The 15,560-nt window shown below is 47.4% G+C and carries 12 protein-coding genes and 1 other RNA gene; 10 read left to right on the forward strand and 3 right to left on the reverse strand.

What is annotated here, in order from left to right; genetic code table 11:
* Positions 1–24: 24 nt before the first annotated feature.
* Entirely contained in the window at positions 25–801 is a 777-nt protein-coding gene (locus ABIE50_RS17715) for a helical backbone metal receptor (protein ID WP_209857622.1), read from the reverse strand.
* Positions 802–810: 9 nt separating this feature from the next.
* Positions 811–2,169 carry a pyridoxal-phosphate dependent enzyme gene (locus tag ABIE50_RS17720; protein WP_209857623.1) on the reverse strand — a complete coding sequence of 453 codons (1,359 nt, stop codon included), beginning with the start codon at positions 2,167–2,169 and terminating at the stop codon, positions 811–813.
* A gap of 441 nt (positions 2,170–2,610) precedes the next feature.
* On the opposite strand from ABIE50_RS17720, the gene bioD reads away from it, so the two are divergent.
* From bioD to ABIE50_RS17770, 10 genes are all read left to right on the forward strand, one after another.
* A complete protein-coding gene (gene bioD, locus ABIE50_RS17725; RefSeq protein WP_209857624.1) occupies positions 2,611–3,255 on the forward strand; it encodes a dethiobiotin synthase in 645 nt (214 codons plus the stop codon).
* Complete coding sequence (locus ABIE50_RS17730) at positions 3,252–3,827, forward strand: 5-formyltetrahydrofolate cyclo-ligase (protein WP_209857625.1); 576 nt, start codon at positions 3,252–3,254, stop codon at positions 3,825–3,827. Before bioD ends, ABIE50_RS17730 begins: the two co-directional genes overlap by 4 nt.
* Before the next feature lie 6 nt (positions 3,828–3,833).
* Positions 3,834–4,904, forward strand: coding sequence for a tetraacyldisaccharide 4'-kinase (gene lpxK, locus ABIE50_RS17735; RefSeq protein ID WP_209857626.1), 1,071 nt, complete (start codon positions 3,834–3,836; stop codon positions 4,902–4,904).
* A 15-nt stretch (positions 4,905–4,919) separates the two neighbouring features.
* A complete protein-coding gene (gene rnr, locus ABIE50_RS17740; RefSeq protein ID WP_209857627.1) occupies positions 4,920–7,979 on the forward strand; it encodes a ribonuclease R in 3,060 nt (1,019 codons plus the stop codon).
* A 24-nt stretch (positions 7,980–8,003) separates the two neighbouring features.
* The gene (locus ABIE50_RS17745; protein ID WP_209857628.1) at positions 8,004–8,975 is read left to right on the forward strand and encodes a polyprenyl synthetase family protein; all 972 of its coding nucleotides are present in this window, start codon (positions 8,004–8,006) and stop codon (positions 8,973–8,975) included.
* Positions 8,976–9,157: 182 nt separating this feature from the next.
* Positions 9,158–10,792, forward strand: a complete 1,635-nt coding sequence (locus ABIE50_RS17750; RefSeq protein WP_209857629.1) for an amino acid permease — start codon at positions 9,158–9,160, stop codon at positions 10,790–10,792.
* Positions 10,793–10,839: 47 nt separating this feature from the next.
* Positions 10,840–11,304: a DoxX family protein gene (locus ABIE50_RS17755; protein ID WP_142686884.1), complete on the forward strand. Its 465-nt coding sequence runs from the start codon at positions 10,840–10,842 to the stop codon at positions 11,302–11,304.
* Between the two features lie 200 nt (positions 11,305–11,504).
* Complete coding sequence (locus ABIE50_RS17760) at positions 11,505–12,554, forward strand: Smr/MutS family protein (RefSeq protein ID WP_209857630.1); 1,050 nt, start codon at positions 11,505–11,507, stop codon at positions 12,552–12,554.
* A gap of 24 nt (positions 12,555–12,578) precedes the next feature.
* An RNA gene (gene rnpB, locus ABIE50_RS17765) (RNase P RNA component class A) lies at positions 12,579–12,954 on the forward strand.
* Positions 12,955–13,022: 68 nt separating this feature from the next.
* The gene (locus ABIE50_RS17770; RefSeq protein ID WP_142686886.1) at positions 13,023–13,433 is read left to right on the forward strand and encodes a DUF4870 domain-containing protein; all 411 of its coding nucleotides are present in this window, start codon (positions 13,023–13,025) and stop codon (positions 13,431–13,433) included.
* A 73-nt stretch (positions 13,434–13,506) separates the two neighbouring features.
* On the opposite strand, the gene ABIE50_RS17775 is transcribed toward ABIE50_RS17770, so the two are convergent.
* Positions 13,507–15,204 (reverse strand): S8 family peptidase, encoded by a 1,698-nt coding sequence (locus tag ABIE50_RS17775; RefSeq protein WP_209857631.1) that lies wholly within the window; start codon positions 15,202–15,204, stop codon positions 13,507–13,509.
* Positions 15,205–15,560 lie beyond the last annotated feature (356 nt).

The following is a 15,560-nucleotide window of genomic DNA, read 5'->3' on the forward strand; positions in this document are numbered from 1 at the left end:
TGCTGATTTCAATGATTTTAATTGTCAGTTTTTGATCAGCGTTTGAAAATAGGCGGGAGCCTCCAGTAAACGGCTGCCATACCAGGAAAACATTTCACCGTCTACCAGCTGAACATGCGCATCCGGTAATATTGCCTGCAGTTCCGCGATATGTTTTTCCTTAAAAGGATAGGGCTCTGAAGAAAGCAATATCTTGCGGCAACCGCTGGTTGCCAGTTGGGTGGCAGTAATGACGGGATAACGGGGCTGCTCCCCGAATACATTCCGGAAGCCGCACAGCTGCAGCATATGATGGATGAAGGTGTCTCCACCCGCCACCATCCATGGATCGCGCCAGATAAAGTAGGCAGTGGGAATGGCGGTTGTAAAAGGTTGTAATGAAGAAAAGCCGGCTTTGATCCGGGAAACGAGACTGGCGGCGGCATCCACACGATCTGTTATCGCACCTACGCTGGTAATCATACTGTATGCATCTTCCAGGGTCTGGATATTACTTACCCATACCGGGTATTCCTGCATCAGTAGCTCCACATCGGCGGCCAGGTTTTCTTCCTTGTTGGCAATGATAAGGTCTGGTGAAAGCTGCCGAATAATACCGGGGTGAATATTTTTGGTACCGCCTATCCTCGTCTTTTCCCGGAACCACGTTAACGGATGTACGCAGAATTTGGTAATGCCCACCACTTCTTTTTCAAGCCCGAGGGAATACAGCAATTCTGTCTGGGAGGGCACCAATGAAACAATCCGCCTGGGCGGATTGTCGAGTGCTATCTGTCTGTGCAGCTGATCAGTAAATAACATGATATGCTTTTATCTGCCAAGTGCCTGTATAATATCGTACTTCGTAACAATGTGATGATTGCCGCTGTCGTCTTTCGTAAGCACAGCGCCGTTTTCCCGGTTGATATACACGGATAGTTTTTCAATTGGCGTATCCTGGCTTACCAGTGGGAATGACGGCTGCATCACCTCTTGCACCAGGGCATCTTTCAGGTTGACATCGTCGATCAGGCGGTTGAACAACCCGTTTTCAGAGATGGAGCCGATCAGCTCTCCGCCTTGTTCTACAGGGATATGCTCGATGTCATATTTTTTCATCCTGGCGATAGCCTCACTCACTTTTTCATCTGCGCTGATGGTTACCAGTGGCTGGTTACGGCGCCCATTTACTACATCCTTTACTGTTTTTACATCCAGGAACCCGCGCTCCATCATCCACTGGTCGTTGTAAATTTTTCCTACATAACGGCTGCCATGATCATGGAAAATAACCACTACAACGTCTGTAGGCTTTAATGATTCCTTTAGCTGCAGCAGCCCTGCTATGGCCGATCCGGCGGAATATCCCACGAAGATACCTTCTTCTTTGGTGATGCGGCGCGCCATCACAGCAGCGTCTTTATCGGTAACTTTTTCAAATTTATCGATCACCTTCATATCGTAATTCTCCGGCACAAAATCTTCCCCTATACCTTCGGTTATATAAGGATATACTTCGCTCATATCCAGCTGACCGGTTTCAAAATATTTCTTCAGTAAGGAACCATAACTGTCAATAGCCCATACTTTAATGTCGGGGTTCTTTTCCTTCAGGTATTTTCCTGTGCCGGTAACGGTGCCGCCGGTGCCGGTTGCCACCACCAGGTGGGTGATCTTTCCTTCAGTTTGCTCCCATATTTCAGGACCGGTTTGCTCGTAATGTGCATCACGGTTGGCGAGGTTATCATATTGGTTCACATAAAATGAATTGGGCACTTCTGTGGCCAGTCTTTTGGACACAGAATAGTAAGAGCGGGGATCGTCGGGCTCCACATTGGTAGGGCAAACAATCACTTCTGCACCTACGGCTTTCAGAATATCCACTTTTTCTTTGGATTGTTTATCTGTGGTGGTGAAAATACACTTATATCCCCTGATAATAGCTGCCAGGGCCAGGCCCATGCCCGTATTGCCGGAAGTGCCTTCAATAAGGGTGCCACCGGGTTTGAGCAATCCTTTCTCTTCTGCTACATCCACCATTTTCACGGCCATGCGGTCTTTAATAGAGTTGCCGGGGTTAAAGAACTCCACCTTTGCCAATACCGTGCAGGGCAGGGAAGCAGTTACACGGTGCAGCTTTACCATTGGGGTATTTCCTATCGTTTCGAGTATATTATCACAATATTTCATAAAAAAATAAGGTTGTATAGCTACGAAAATACGGAAATGAGCGGATTTTGTCTGACTCAGGATTATGATGATTATAATGATTACCTGGATTTGATCATTTTGATTTTTCTGATTTTTTACGCTGGTTCGATTCAAACCAGCATAGAGGAGATAAGAGCTAGTATTGCTTTTATTTATCCGCTCATATCTCCCCGAATCCTTTAAAATCCAAAAGCTCAGATCCGGGTAATCATTATAATCATCATAATCCTGAGTCAGATAACCTCCGCGGCCTGCGAAATCCGCCATCACCGAAGGCGATTCAACTTCATCCGCTCATATCTCCCCGAATCCTTTAAATCCAAAAGCTCAGATCCGGGTAATCATTATAATCATCATAATCCTGAGTCAGACAACCTCCGCGTCGGACAAACTCCGCGTAATCCGCGTATCTTTGCGCCGATGAACCAAAGGATTTTTATAACAGGAACAGGCACAGGTGTAGGTAAAACCATTACCGCAGCCTGCATTACGGAAGCATTGACCGCCGACTACTGGAAACCGGTGCAGACAGGGCTGCTGGAGGGCACGGATACAGACACGGTATCCTCCTTATTGTCAAATAAAGTGTCAGTTTGTCACCCTGAGGCCTGGCGGCTGGAAGCTCCGGCTTCTCCGCACCTGGCAGCGCGATTGGAAAACTGCACTATTGATGAGGCGCGCATACTGCAGCTGGCGGATCAGTACCAGCCCGCAGGCCGTGCATTTGTGATGGAAGGGGCCGGGGGCCTGATGGTACCGGTGAATGAAGAAGTGTTTACACTGGATCTTATAGCGGCCCTGAAAGCCAGGGTAGTGATTGTAGCGCAGAATTACCTCGGCAGTATCAACCACTGCATGCTTACCGCACGGGTGCTGCAACATACAGGCGTGCCCGTTATTGGATGGGTGTTTGGAGGAGATTATCATACCAATGAAGATGATGTGGTAAAATGGAGCGGATATCCGAAAATCGGCCGTATTCCGCTGACAGATACGGTAGATAAGGCATTTGTTCAACAACAGGCACAGTTGTTGTCTTCCCCGCTGCATACTTTAATGGCATGACCACTAAAAAGGATATACGAAAACATTTCCTGGAGCTGCGGCTCAACCTGGACGACCCTACCGCCCTTTCCCTGAACGAACGGTTACTGGCGAATGTACGCCGGCTCGATTTCAGCACTGCCAGGAATGCGCATATCTTTCTTCCTATCTCAGAAAAAAAAGAAGCAGATACCTGGCCCCTGGTAAAATGGGGGCGAAGCCAGTGGCCGGATATGGAATGGGTGATTTCCCGTTCGGACATGAAGACCGGGGATATGGTGCACTATCTCTGGAAAACCAATACGGTACTGGTTAAAAACAAATTCGGCATTCCCGAGCCGGATCATGGGGAAGTAGTGCCTCCGGAAATTATAGATCTTGTATTTGTACCTTTGCTGGCCTTCGACCGGCAGGGACAACGGGTGGGATATGGTAAAGGGATGTACGACCGTTTCCTGAAACAATGCCGGCCTGATGTGCGTACCATCGGTCTGTCGCTGTTTGAGCCCGTACCGCGGATAGAGGACGTTGATCCCTGGGATGTGCCGTTACATACGGTAGTGACCCCGGATCATATTTATCAATTTAAATAAACTACAGTGCTTAAATACCTGAGTATTCTTTTATATCCCTTCTCCTTGCTGTATGGGCTGGTAATGTGGATTCGGAACAAATTTTATGACAAGGGGCTGCTTACTGCAGTGGAATTTGATCTGCCTGTGATCGCCGCCGGTAACCTGTCGGTGGGCGGTACAGGGAAAACCCCGCATGTGGAATATATGATCCGCCTGTTGAAAGATCATTTGAAAGTAGCTACGTTGAGCAGGGGGTACAACCGCCGTACCAGCGGCTACATCCTGGCTGATGAGAACAGTACCGCAGCCGATATAGGGGATGAGCCTATGCAGTTTCATGATAAATTCCCGGATATCAAAGTATGTGTGGGAGAAGAACGGATGCTGGCCATTCCGCAACTGCTGGGGGATGAACCAGACACACAGGTGGTGCTGCTGGACGACGCTTTCCAGCACCGCTCTATAAAACCCGGTCTTAATATCATGATCACCGATTACAGCCGGTTGTTTACCCGGGATCATGTGGTGCCCTTCGGCCGTTTAAGGGAAGGAAGACAGGGATATCACCGGGCCGACTGTATCATCGTATCAAAGTGCCCGCCTGCCATGAGCCTGGACGAGAAGCAGGCACTGGAAAAAGAAATTAACCCGTTGCCTCATCAGCGGCTCTTTTTCACTACCTTGCAATACGGCGCCCTGTCAGATATGATCACCCGCGAGCCGGTAGTAATTCCCGGATCGGCAACCGCGCTGCTGACATGTGGTATAGCAAGGCCCGAACCTTTGCTCGAAGAATTGAAACGGCGCTACAAACAGGTTTATCTTTTGTCTTTTCCCGATCATTATTATTATTCGGAGAAGGACATACTGAAAATAAAAAAAGAATGCAGTGATCTGCCCGGCACTGAAAAGATTGTCATTACTACAGAAAAGGATGCAGTAAGGCTACATCTGCTCAAAGGTATGCTGGCAGAACAAAATCTGCAGATAGCTGTTATTCCGGTGGAGGTTGCATTCCTCTTCGGAGAAGCAGAATTATTTAATAACTTTATTTTTGACTACATAGGCCGGCACCTGCCAGCGCCCGGTCAATAATAACTTACGACTAACATGAGTAGAAAAAAGAAAAATAAGAAAGGCGGTAACCCAAATAACCCCCAGCAAAGCCATAGCCAAAAGAAAACCTTTAAAGGCATAGTGGAAGTAACTAAGTCCGGAATGGCTTTTGTAATTGTGGATGGCCTTACAAAAGATATCATGGTAAAGCAGAAGAACCTGCATACCGCCCTCGACAGGGATGAAGTTTTAGTGGATGTATTGAAAACCGGTCGTAATGAAGGCCGCATGGAAGGCATTATAACGGATATCCTTAAACGAAATAAAACTGAATTTACCGGCACCCTCCAGGTCAGCAAAAGCTTCGCTTTCCTTATTCCTGAAAAAGGATTGTTTATGCCGGATATCTATATTCCCGCCAACTCCCTCGGGGAGGCGAAAAGCGGGGATAAGGCGCTGGTGAAGATTGTTGCCTGGGGAGAGAAATCCCGCAAACCCGTAGGCGAAATCGTAGAGATCCTTGACGCCAGCGATACCAACGACCTGGCCATGAAGGAAATCCTTATTGAAGCAGGGTTCCCGCTGAATTTCCCCAAAGAAGTACTGGACGAACTGGGCAACATCCGTGAAGTGATTGCTGAAGAAGAAGTGGCTAAACGGAAAGATATCCGCAAAATCCTCACCATGACCATCGATCCGGTGGATGCCAAGGATTTTGATGATGCCATTTCGATCCGTTTACTGAAAAACGGGTTATATGAACTGGGAGTGCATATTGCGGATGTAAGTCATTATGTACTGCCCGGCACCGAACTTGATAAAGAAGCCGATAAACGCGCTACTTCTGTATACCTGCCGGACCGCGTATTGCCCATGCTGCCGGAAAAGATCTCCAATGAGCTTTGTTCCCTGCGCCCGCATGAAGATAAGCTCACCTTCTCCGCCATGTTCCAGATGAACGACAAAGGAGAGGTGAAGCAACATTGGATTGGCCGCACCGTGATCCACTCTGATCACCGGTTTACTTACGAAGAAGTACAGGAAATCATCGAACGCAGGTCCGACGGCCCTTACAAGAATGAAGTGCTGTTGCTGAACCGTATTGCCCAGAACCTGCGCAACCAGCGTTTTGCGCATGGCGCTATTAATTTTTCCTCCCAGGAAGTGCGCTTCAAACTGGACGATACCGGCAAACCCATTGGTATTGTTGTTAAGGAAAGTAAAGAAGCACACCAGCTGATTGAAGAATTTATGCTGCTGGCAAATAAAACCGTGGCAGCATACGTTGGCAAACTGCGTATTAATAAACAACCCATCCCGTTCCCTTACCGTGTGCATGATACACCCGACCCGGAAAAATTGAAAGTGTTTGCACTGTTCGCCGGTAAATTCGGGTATAAGTTTGATCTGAGCACACCGGAAAGCATTGCCAGCTCTTTTAACAAAATGCTGGCGGAGGTAAAAGGGAAACCGGAACAGCCGGTACTCGAAACACTGGGTATCCGTACAATGGCCAAAGCCATTTACACCGTGAATAATGTAGGGCACTATGGTCTCGGGTTTGAAGACTACTGTCATTTTACATCTCCCATCCGCCGCTATCCTGATGTACTGGTACACCGCGTACTGGCTGAATGCCTGGCCAACAGTGTGCGTCCCGACAAGCAAATGGAGCAGAAGTGCAAACATAGCTCTGAAATGGAACGTAAGGCCATGGAAGCAGAACGCGCCGGTAATAAGTACAAACAGGTAGAATATATGCAGCAGTTCATTGGTCATACCTTTGAAGGAGTGATCAGTGGAGTGGCACATTTTGGTTTCTGGGTGGAAACCATGGAAACCAAATGCGAAGGGCTTATCAGCATTCATAATCTGAATAAAAGGGAAGAGTTCCAGTATAACGAAAGCGAATATTCACTGGTAGGCCAGCGTACCGGCCGTAAGTTCCGTATAGGCGAAAAGGTGAGTATCCGTGTAGTAGCCGCCAGCCTGGCAAAACGCCAGCTGGATTACGACCTGGAAGACGAGCTGACAGGCACCGGCACACCGGCTGCTGTATTCCAGCCCAAACGCCGCGATGAGCGTCGTGACGACCGCAAAGGTGATCATCGCCGTGATGATCGTGGAGGCGACCGCAAAAAGAAAAAAGACAAACAACGTCCTTATAAGCCCTGGGAACAGGAAGCGAAAGCTCCTCATAAAGCGCCGGAAGTGTCTCTCGGAGAGCCTAAGCCATTGCCGGTGGTAGACCAGGTAATAGTGGAAACGCATGTAGTGCCGGTAACACCGGACACGCCTGTAAAACCGGCCGCTGAACCAGTTGTATCAGCAGCACCGGTACCCGCAGCTGAACCTGCAACTATAGCTGAGCCTGCACCGGTACAGAAAAAGAAACCAAAGAAAGCACCGGCGGAAAAAGCGCCTGAAGCCCCGGCTCCTGCCCCGGCTGCGGAAAAAACAGTTGCCAAGAAAGCTGCTGTTAAACCGGAACCTGAGACTACAACACCTGAGAAAACTGCCGTTAAACCGGAAACCAGGAAAGCCGTACCAGCGAAGAAGGCTGCCGCTAAACCATTAGCTAAGGAAGCCGTACCAGCGAAGAAGGCTGCTGCAAAATCAGTAGCTAAAAAAGCAGTACCAGCGAAGAAAGCCGCTGCAAAACCAGTAGCTAAAAAAGCAGTACCAGCGAAGAAAGCTGCTGCAAAACCAGTAGCTAAAAAAGCAGTACCGGCAAAGAAAGCGGCTGCAAAACCAGTAGCTAAAAAAGCAGTACCAGCGAAGAAAGCGGCTGCAAAACCAGTAGCTAAAAAAGCCGTACCAGCGAAGAAAGCCGCTGCAAAACCAGTAGCTAAAAAAGCAGTACCAGCAAAGAAAGCCGCTGCAAAACCAGTGGCTAAAAAAGCAGTACCAGCGAAGAAAGCGGCTGCAAAACCAGTAGCTAAAAAAGCAGTACCAGCAAAGAAAGCCACTGCAAAACCAGTAGCGAAAAAAGCAGTACCAGCAAAGAAAGCCGCTGCAAAACCAGTGGCTAAAAAAGCAGTACCGGCAAAGAAAGCCGCTGCAAAACCAGTGGCTAAAAAAGCCGCCGCTAAAAACAAGTCAAAGAAAAAGTAAATAATAAAACACTAGCCAACAGCAATGCATTCATTCAAAGAATTAACAGCGCAGTTTAGTCAGCATTTTGAAAAACAACAGTTCCCGGAGCAACCAAGTAAATTATATAATGCAGCTTCCCATATCCTGGGAATAAGCGGAAAAAGGATCCGCCCTGTATTATGCCTGATGGGAAACGAATTATTTGACGACCTGCGGACGGATGCATTCGAAGTAGGCAGTGCGGTGGAGCTTTTTCATAACTTCACGTTGCTGCATGATGATATCATGGATAAAGCACCCATCCGCCGGGGCAAGCCTACTGTTCACACTGTGTACGGCGAGCCCGCAGCCATCCTGGCCGGCGACGTGATGCTTATCTATGTATATGAACGCCTCAACAAAATAGACGCGCATTATAAACAAAAGATCATCTCCGTATTTAATAAGGCTGCTATTGAGGTATGTGAAGGGCAGCAGCTCGATATGGACTTTGAAGGCATGGAACCGGAAAAGGTGCAATACGGGAATTATGTACATATGATCGGCCTGAAAACATCTGTATTATTGGCCGCCAGTTTGCAGCTGGGCGCTATTATCGGCGGCGCCGGTGAAGGTAACCAGCAGCATATTTATTCCTTTGGGAAAAACATTGGTATAGCCTTCCAGATCCAGGACGACTACCTCGATGCTTTCGGTGACCCCGAAAAATTTGGTAAACAACAGGGGGGAGATATCCTCGTAAATAAGAAAACATTCCTGCTCCTGAAAGCACTGGAATTGTGTACCCCCGAACAGCGTGAAGAGTTGAAAATGCTGCTGAATACATCGCCGGCAGATAAAGTGGAGCGTGTATTGGCACTGTTCCGCAGCTGTAAAGTGGATGAATGGGCAGAAAGGGAAAAGGAACGTTTCCAGCAACTGGCCTTTCAAAGCCTGGATAATGTGGCAGTATTATCCAGCCGCAAGGAGGCGCTGAAAGAGGTGGCTAACTTCCTCTTAAACCGTCAGCAATAAGGTTCGTATTCAAATTCGCATTATATTCGCGCTTGTCTTATTCAGGATAAAGTGATATGGCTGATTGCATTGATTATTTCTGAAAGATTAATCAGCGCAATCAGCTTTATTATTTTTAAGCAGTAAGACAATCATATTCATTAAATTTAAAGACAACAAATCTAAACGTAATTCCTTAGCCAATGTCATCAAATTCGCTGTTTCGGAAGAAATCACTTACTGCCATTATCAGAGATGCCAAAGACGGTTTGTCGGATGGCCATGAAACAGGAGGGATGCATAAGGTATTGAAGGTGAAAGACCTTACCGCTATGGGAATTGCGGCAGTAATAGGGGCCGGGATCTTTTCCACCATCGGGGAAGCCTCTTTCCACGGTGGACCGGGCGTATCCCTGCTTTTCGTTATTACAGCAGTCACCTGCGGGTTCTCCGCACTTTGTTATGCTGAATTTGCCTCCCGTGTACCGGTTTCGGGCAGCGCTTATACTTATTCTTACGTTACTTTCGGGGAACTGGCCGCCTGGGTAATAGGCTGGGCCCTGATCCTGGAATACGCCATAGGCAATATTGCCGTAGCCATCTCCTGGAGCGGGTATTTCAATAACCTGCTGAGCGGGATAGGTCTGAGCTTACCCGATTGGCTCGCCAGCAATTACGACAGCGCCACCCCGGAGATCATCGCCGCGGCGCCGCATATTGCCGGTATCCCCTTTATTGTAAACCTCCCGGCATTCCTTATTGTGCTCCTGGTCACCTACCTGGCCTATGTAGGCATACAGGAAAGTAAAAAGAGCGCCAATTTTATGGTGGCGCTGAAGATCCTGGTGATCCTGTTTGTGATCGTAGTGGGCTTTTTTTATGTAAATAAGGCCAATTGGCACCCTTTTATGCCTAACGGCTTCTCTGGTGTGCTGAAAGGGGTATCGGCCGTATTTTTCGCTTATATTGGCTTTGATGCGGTGAGCACCACCGCGGAAGAATGCGCCAACCCGCAACGGGATCTGCCCAAAGGCATGATCTATTCCCTGATTATCTGTACAGTACTGTATATCCTTATTTCATTTGTGCTCACGGGTATGGTGCCGTATTACAATTTAAAGGTAAATGACCCCCTGGCTTACGTTTTTAACGAGGTACACCTGCCCTGGATCAGCTATCTCATTTCCATCAGCGCCGTGGTGGCCACTACCAGCGTATTGCTGGTATTCCAGATAGGTCAGCCGCGCATCTGGATGAGTATGAGCCGCGATGGCCTGTTGCCAAAGCGTTTCAGCAAAATACACCCCCGTTTTAAAACGCCTTCTTTCGCAACTATTATCACCGGTATCCTGGTAGGTATCCCGGCGCTGTTCCTGAACCTCACCATCGTTACGGACCTGACCAGCATCGGTACCCTCTTTGCCTTTATCCTGGTTTGCGGAGGGGTGCTTATCCTGCCAAGAGAGGAGAAAGCCGCGGTAAAACGGTTTCAGCTGCCCTATATCAACGGGCAGTTTATTGTTCCGGGTATTGTAGTGGTGCTCGTTTTCGTTTTTCATAAAGAAATTGCAACCAAGCTCTCCTTTGCAGGCGGCTGGGAGGTATGGAAACATAACATTCCTTTCTACATATTTGTGGTGGTAAGCATCGCGCTTTCCTTTTTCTCACTTACCCGCAAACTATCACTGATACCGGTTCTAGGCATGCTGAGCTGTTTTTACCTGATGACGGAGATCGCCCTCAAAAACTGGATTGTTTTCTCCGTATGGCTTGCGGTAGGCTTAACCATTTATTTCCTTTACAGCTATACCAACAGCAAGCTGGCCACAAAAGCATAAATCTTCGTAACTTCAGTGTAGCTCTTTGATCCTAAAATTTATATTTTATGAACATGCTACAACGGGTTGAACACTGGGGTGATACACATCACCCGAATTGGCTGAGTGTGGTCCGCATTCTGCTGGGGTTATTTCTCATGTACGTGGGTGTGCGGTTTGTACAGGACCGCGATTCACTGATTTCCATGATTAACCAGAACCCGGCATTGGCCACCCTGTCCATATTCCTGGGACATTATGTTGTATTTGCACACACGGTAGGAGGGTTGTTCATCGCTATGGGCCTGCTTACAAGGTTCTCTGCGCTGGTGAATATCCCCGTATTGCTGGGTGCTGTATTTTTTGTTCATTCTCCAACAGGGCTGTTTACCGTATACCCGGTAATGGGTATCTCCTTACTGGTATTGTTCCTGTTGATATTCTTCCTGATTGAAGGCAGCGGCCGCATTTCAGTGGATGAATACATGCGCCGGCACCCCGAAAAGGCCCGGTCAAGAAAATACGCGGATTAGCTGTTTTTCATATAGCCGTACAGGTGAGTGTTACCATTTTAATGGCAATAGGGAGTTATGTCCCCTGCGGATTACCAGACTCAGGATCAGGCTGATTATAATGATTTCATTGAGTTTTCTTTTGGATTTTAAAGGATTTGGTTAGATAGAAGCGGGCATATCCCCTCAATATTCTATTTTTGCAGTTGAAGAATGCAATTATGAAATACCAAAAAGGCGACAACATCCTGTTGTTGAGTTCAAAAGAAGAAGGAACAGTTGTTGACATTGTGAATGATAACATGGTGATGATAGAGGTGAAAGGAACGTCTTTCCCCGTGTACCTGGATCAGATCGACTTTCCCTATTTTCATCGTTTTACCCAGCAGAAACTGGTCAAAGAAAAACCTAAACTGATCCCCGGCGATGAGATCAAAGTAGACAGGAGGAAGTATGAAGTGTTTAAAACAGATAAAGGCATGTTCCTCTCTGTTTTACCCGTATACCAGATGGACGGATACGACGAAACGGTGAAGCTGATGAAGTTCAACCTGTTCAATGATACGCCGCACGCCATGCGTTTCTATTTCCAGATATGGCTGAATAACAAGCTGGATCTTGAGATCAAAAATGAGATACATCCATATAATCACTTCTACCTGGCCGATCTCCTCTTTGAATCGCTCAATGATAACCCGCGGTTTGAATTTACTTTTTTCCTGAAAGAACCGCAACCAAAGCTGGCTGCTTCTGTAAAGAAAACCTGGAAGATCAAGCCCAAACAAATGTTTATACAGCTGGAGGAACTGCGCACCAAAGCAGAAGCCACCATTACTTACCCGCTGTTCGATAAATTTCCGGAGAAAGCACCCGAGCCGCCGGCGCCTGCAGAGCAGGCAAAAAAGAAAGCCCCAGTTACTACGGTAGGATCTGGTAATTTTGCCAGCCTGCTAAGCAAGATACAGTTGCAGCCGGAAACGTCCCTGGAACCCAAACACGAAGTGGATCTTCATATTGAGGCGCTGGAAAAGAACTGGAAGGGGCTGAGCAATATCGCTATCCTGGCAATACAGCTGAACGCTTTCCAGCGTTACCTGGAACTGGCCATCAGCCATCACCAGCATAACCTCATCGTGATTCATGGCGTGGGCAAAGGGAAGCTCAAAGATGAGATTCACCAGATCCTCAAACAAACACCGGAAGTAGCCACCTTTGTGAATCAATACCACGCCAAATACGGCTATGGCGCCACTGAAATAACGTTTAGGTAATATTTTCATTACCTTCGCGCTTCAACTACAAACCGTGCTATCGTTCCGCTGACTTGTGCAACGGGAAGGAAAGTCCGGACAGCGCAGAGCAACGCACCACCTAACGGGTGGGGCCCGGTGAAAACCGGGTACAGAAAGTGCCACAGAAAATAACCGTCTGCTCAGGCAGATAAGGGTGAAAATGTGGAGTAAGAGCCCACGGTGCAGGCAGGTAACTGTTTGTGCGGGTAAACCTTGCGTGCTGAAATGCCATGTATACGGTCGCCTGAGGGCTGCTCGCCCGATGACCGAGGGTAGGCAGATACAGGCAACGTGCGAACGTTGCCGCAGATAAATGATAGCAGCCTGTCCCGGCTTGCCAGGGCAGGAACAGAATCCGGCTTACAGGTTTGTAGTTTTTTTTCTTCTCTCTTTTTGATATGCTAAAATAACCTGTTAACTTCCCGTATTGTATTTAATCTCTATTTTATGAATCAGAAAGATGAACGAACCTGGGGAGCTGTTGTTCACCTGGGGGGAATTATTGGCATGCTGATATTACCTACTGTTGGCAACATTATCGGGGTACTGATCTTTTGGCTTATCAAAAAAAATGAGTCCACTTTTGTAGACAGTCAGGGAAAGGAAGCTATCAATTTCCAGATCACGTTGAGTATTGCCGCGGTAATTGTAAACCTGATCAACAATATTGCTACAGGTTTCTGGTCGCTTACCAGTTTCTGGCGCCATGCCAGGGGCGAATTTTATAATACCTGGGGCTGGACAAACCTGCTCGGTGTATTATGGTTGCTGAACGTTATTTTTAGCATTATTGCGGCTGTAAAAGCCAGTAACGGCCAGTCTTACAAGTATCCGCTAAGTGTACGTCTTGTAAAATAATAATGTATAAAAAGAGAGCGGGAAATTTATCTACTGAAAGATAAATTTCCCGCTCTCTTTATGCTGAAGAAGATCAGTTCTTTTTGATAGCCTTTATTTTCGCCTTGTGCTGTTTTTTGCCTTTCACATTTTCGCCCTTAATGGTGGCCGCCAGCTTTAATGCCTCGTAAGCGTTCACCATTCCACCTGTAACCGAAAGGTCCGCAAAGTTTACCTTTTCATCGGAAGTACCTGGCTTATTAACCTGGGCCGCACTGCCGGTTAACGGGGTGGCGCTTTTTTCCAGTACATATTTCAACTGCCTGGCGCTGAGCTCGGGATAGTAAGAGAGTACCAGCGCTGCTACACCGGCTACTACCGGGCTGGCCATACTGGTTCCGCTGGCGCTGCCGTATTTGTTGCCACCGGGAATGGTTGAATAAATTTGTACGCCCGGTGCAAAAAGATCCACGGATTTCTTACCATAATTGGAGAAAGGAGCTACCTTATCGTTACCAAGACCCGTATTGCCGGCGCCTACTGTGATCACATTGGTGGCCACTGTGCCGTCCAGGTAATTGGGGTTAGGATAATTGGCAACCGAATCGTTGTTGCTGCCATCGTTACCGGCTGCATGTACCAGTAAAACACCTTTTTCTTCGGCATACTTAAAGGCGGCATCTACCCAGTCTTTATGCGGGGAAAACGGTTTACCAAAGCTCATATTAATGATCTGGGCGCCGTTATCTACTGCATAGCGGATAGCCAAAGCCACATCTTTATCCCTTTCATCTCCATCGGGAACGGCTTTTACCGCCATAATACGCACGTTGTCGGCCACACCGTCCATCCCAACGCCATTGTTCCTGGCGGCGGCAATAATACCGGAAACGTGGGTGCCATGGAACCCAAAGGTGCCCATTACATCATTATTACCGTATTTATTATCGTTGATATCATCGATGTTGTCGCCTACAATCCTTTGCCTGTTGGCATTTGGCGCTACTTCAGTGCTTTCTGCCTTACGCTTCAGCTCATTCATGTATTCATCGAATTCCATTTTGAACTCGCCGAAAGTGGCAGGCTCATCACCGGCGCTTTTCAGCAAACGGCTCATGAAGTTGCGTGCCAGCAATACATCCTGGTTGGTAGTCTGGATGCTGTCCAGCTGCGCCACATTGAAATCATCCTTACCGAGATAGTTCTTTAGGATGGTTTCACATTTATTCACGTTTTCCTGGAGCTTCGACATGCTTTTGTACTGCATCTTAAACTGAGAATTGGGCTTCTCAACTTTTGCCTGCAGCTGCTGCCAGATGGCATATTCCTTTGAGTCTTTGGCCAGTGCGGAGTCCGGGTTGCCATACAGGTTTTTATACCGGTAGTATTCACGGGCGGCTTCTTCAGAGTCTTCTTTCAGGCTGCTGCCGTCTTTCCCACCCAGGAAGTTCCAGCCGTGGATATCGTCCACATACCCGTTATGGTCGTCATCCTTACCATTACCGGGGATTTCGCGGGTATTGGTCCACAAAATGCTCTTCAGGTCCTCGTGGGTTGTATCAATCCCCGAGTCGATCACCGCCACAATAACAGGGGTGCTTTTTTTCCCTTTTAATAACTCCTTGTAGGCTTTTTCTGTAGACGTACCATAAACACTATCGGTGTCGTAACTGAGCAACTGCCAGTTTTTGGGTATCTGGGGTTTACTTTGTGCTTCAGTATTTGTTGTAAATGCAGTCATCAATGCAACACACCCTGCCAGGACTGCAACCTCTCGGCTTAACAATTTCATGTTCAATAATTTTCCCTATAAAAAACAACTAAAAATATCATGATGATAAGATTAAAGGTATAGAAAAAGCGGTATAACATTAAATATTAATGATAAACGCGCTATTTGTTGGTTGATTGGGAGATTGGAGGGGATATCTGATCATTCCCGGGCCTGCTGCAGGTCAGCCGGTTCAGACGCGATCTTATCCTGATTTGCTTGCTGGCCATAGCCGGTAACCACCTGTCACAATCCCTTTTGCAATTGTTGTTAAGCATCCTAGCTTTAACCTGTTCTTATTCCTCATACTCCTCATCTGCCAGATCTGCGTTCGGGATTTTTTACAGGTATCGTATTTTATTTACTTAAAATTACCC

Origin of the sequence: Chitinophaga sp. OAE865 (assembly GCF_040546735.1) — a bacterium.
Taxonomy (GTDB): domain Bacteria; phylum Bacteroidota; class Bacteroidia; order Chitinophagales; family Chitinophagaceae; genus Chitinophaga; species Chitinophaga polysaccharea_A.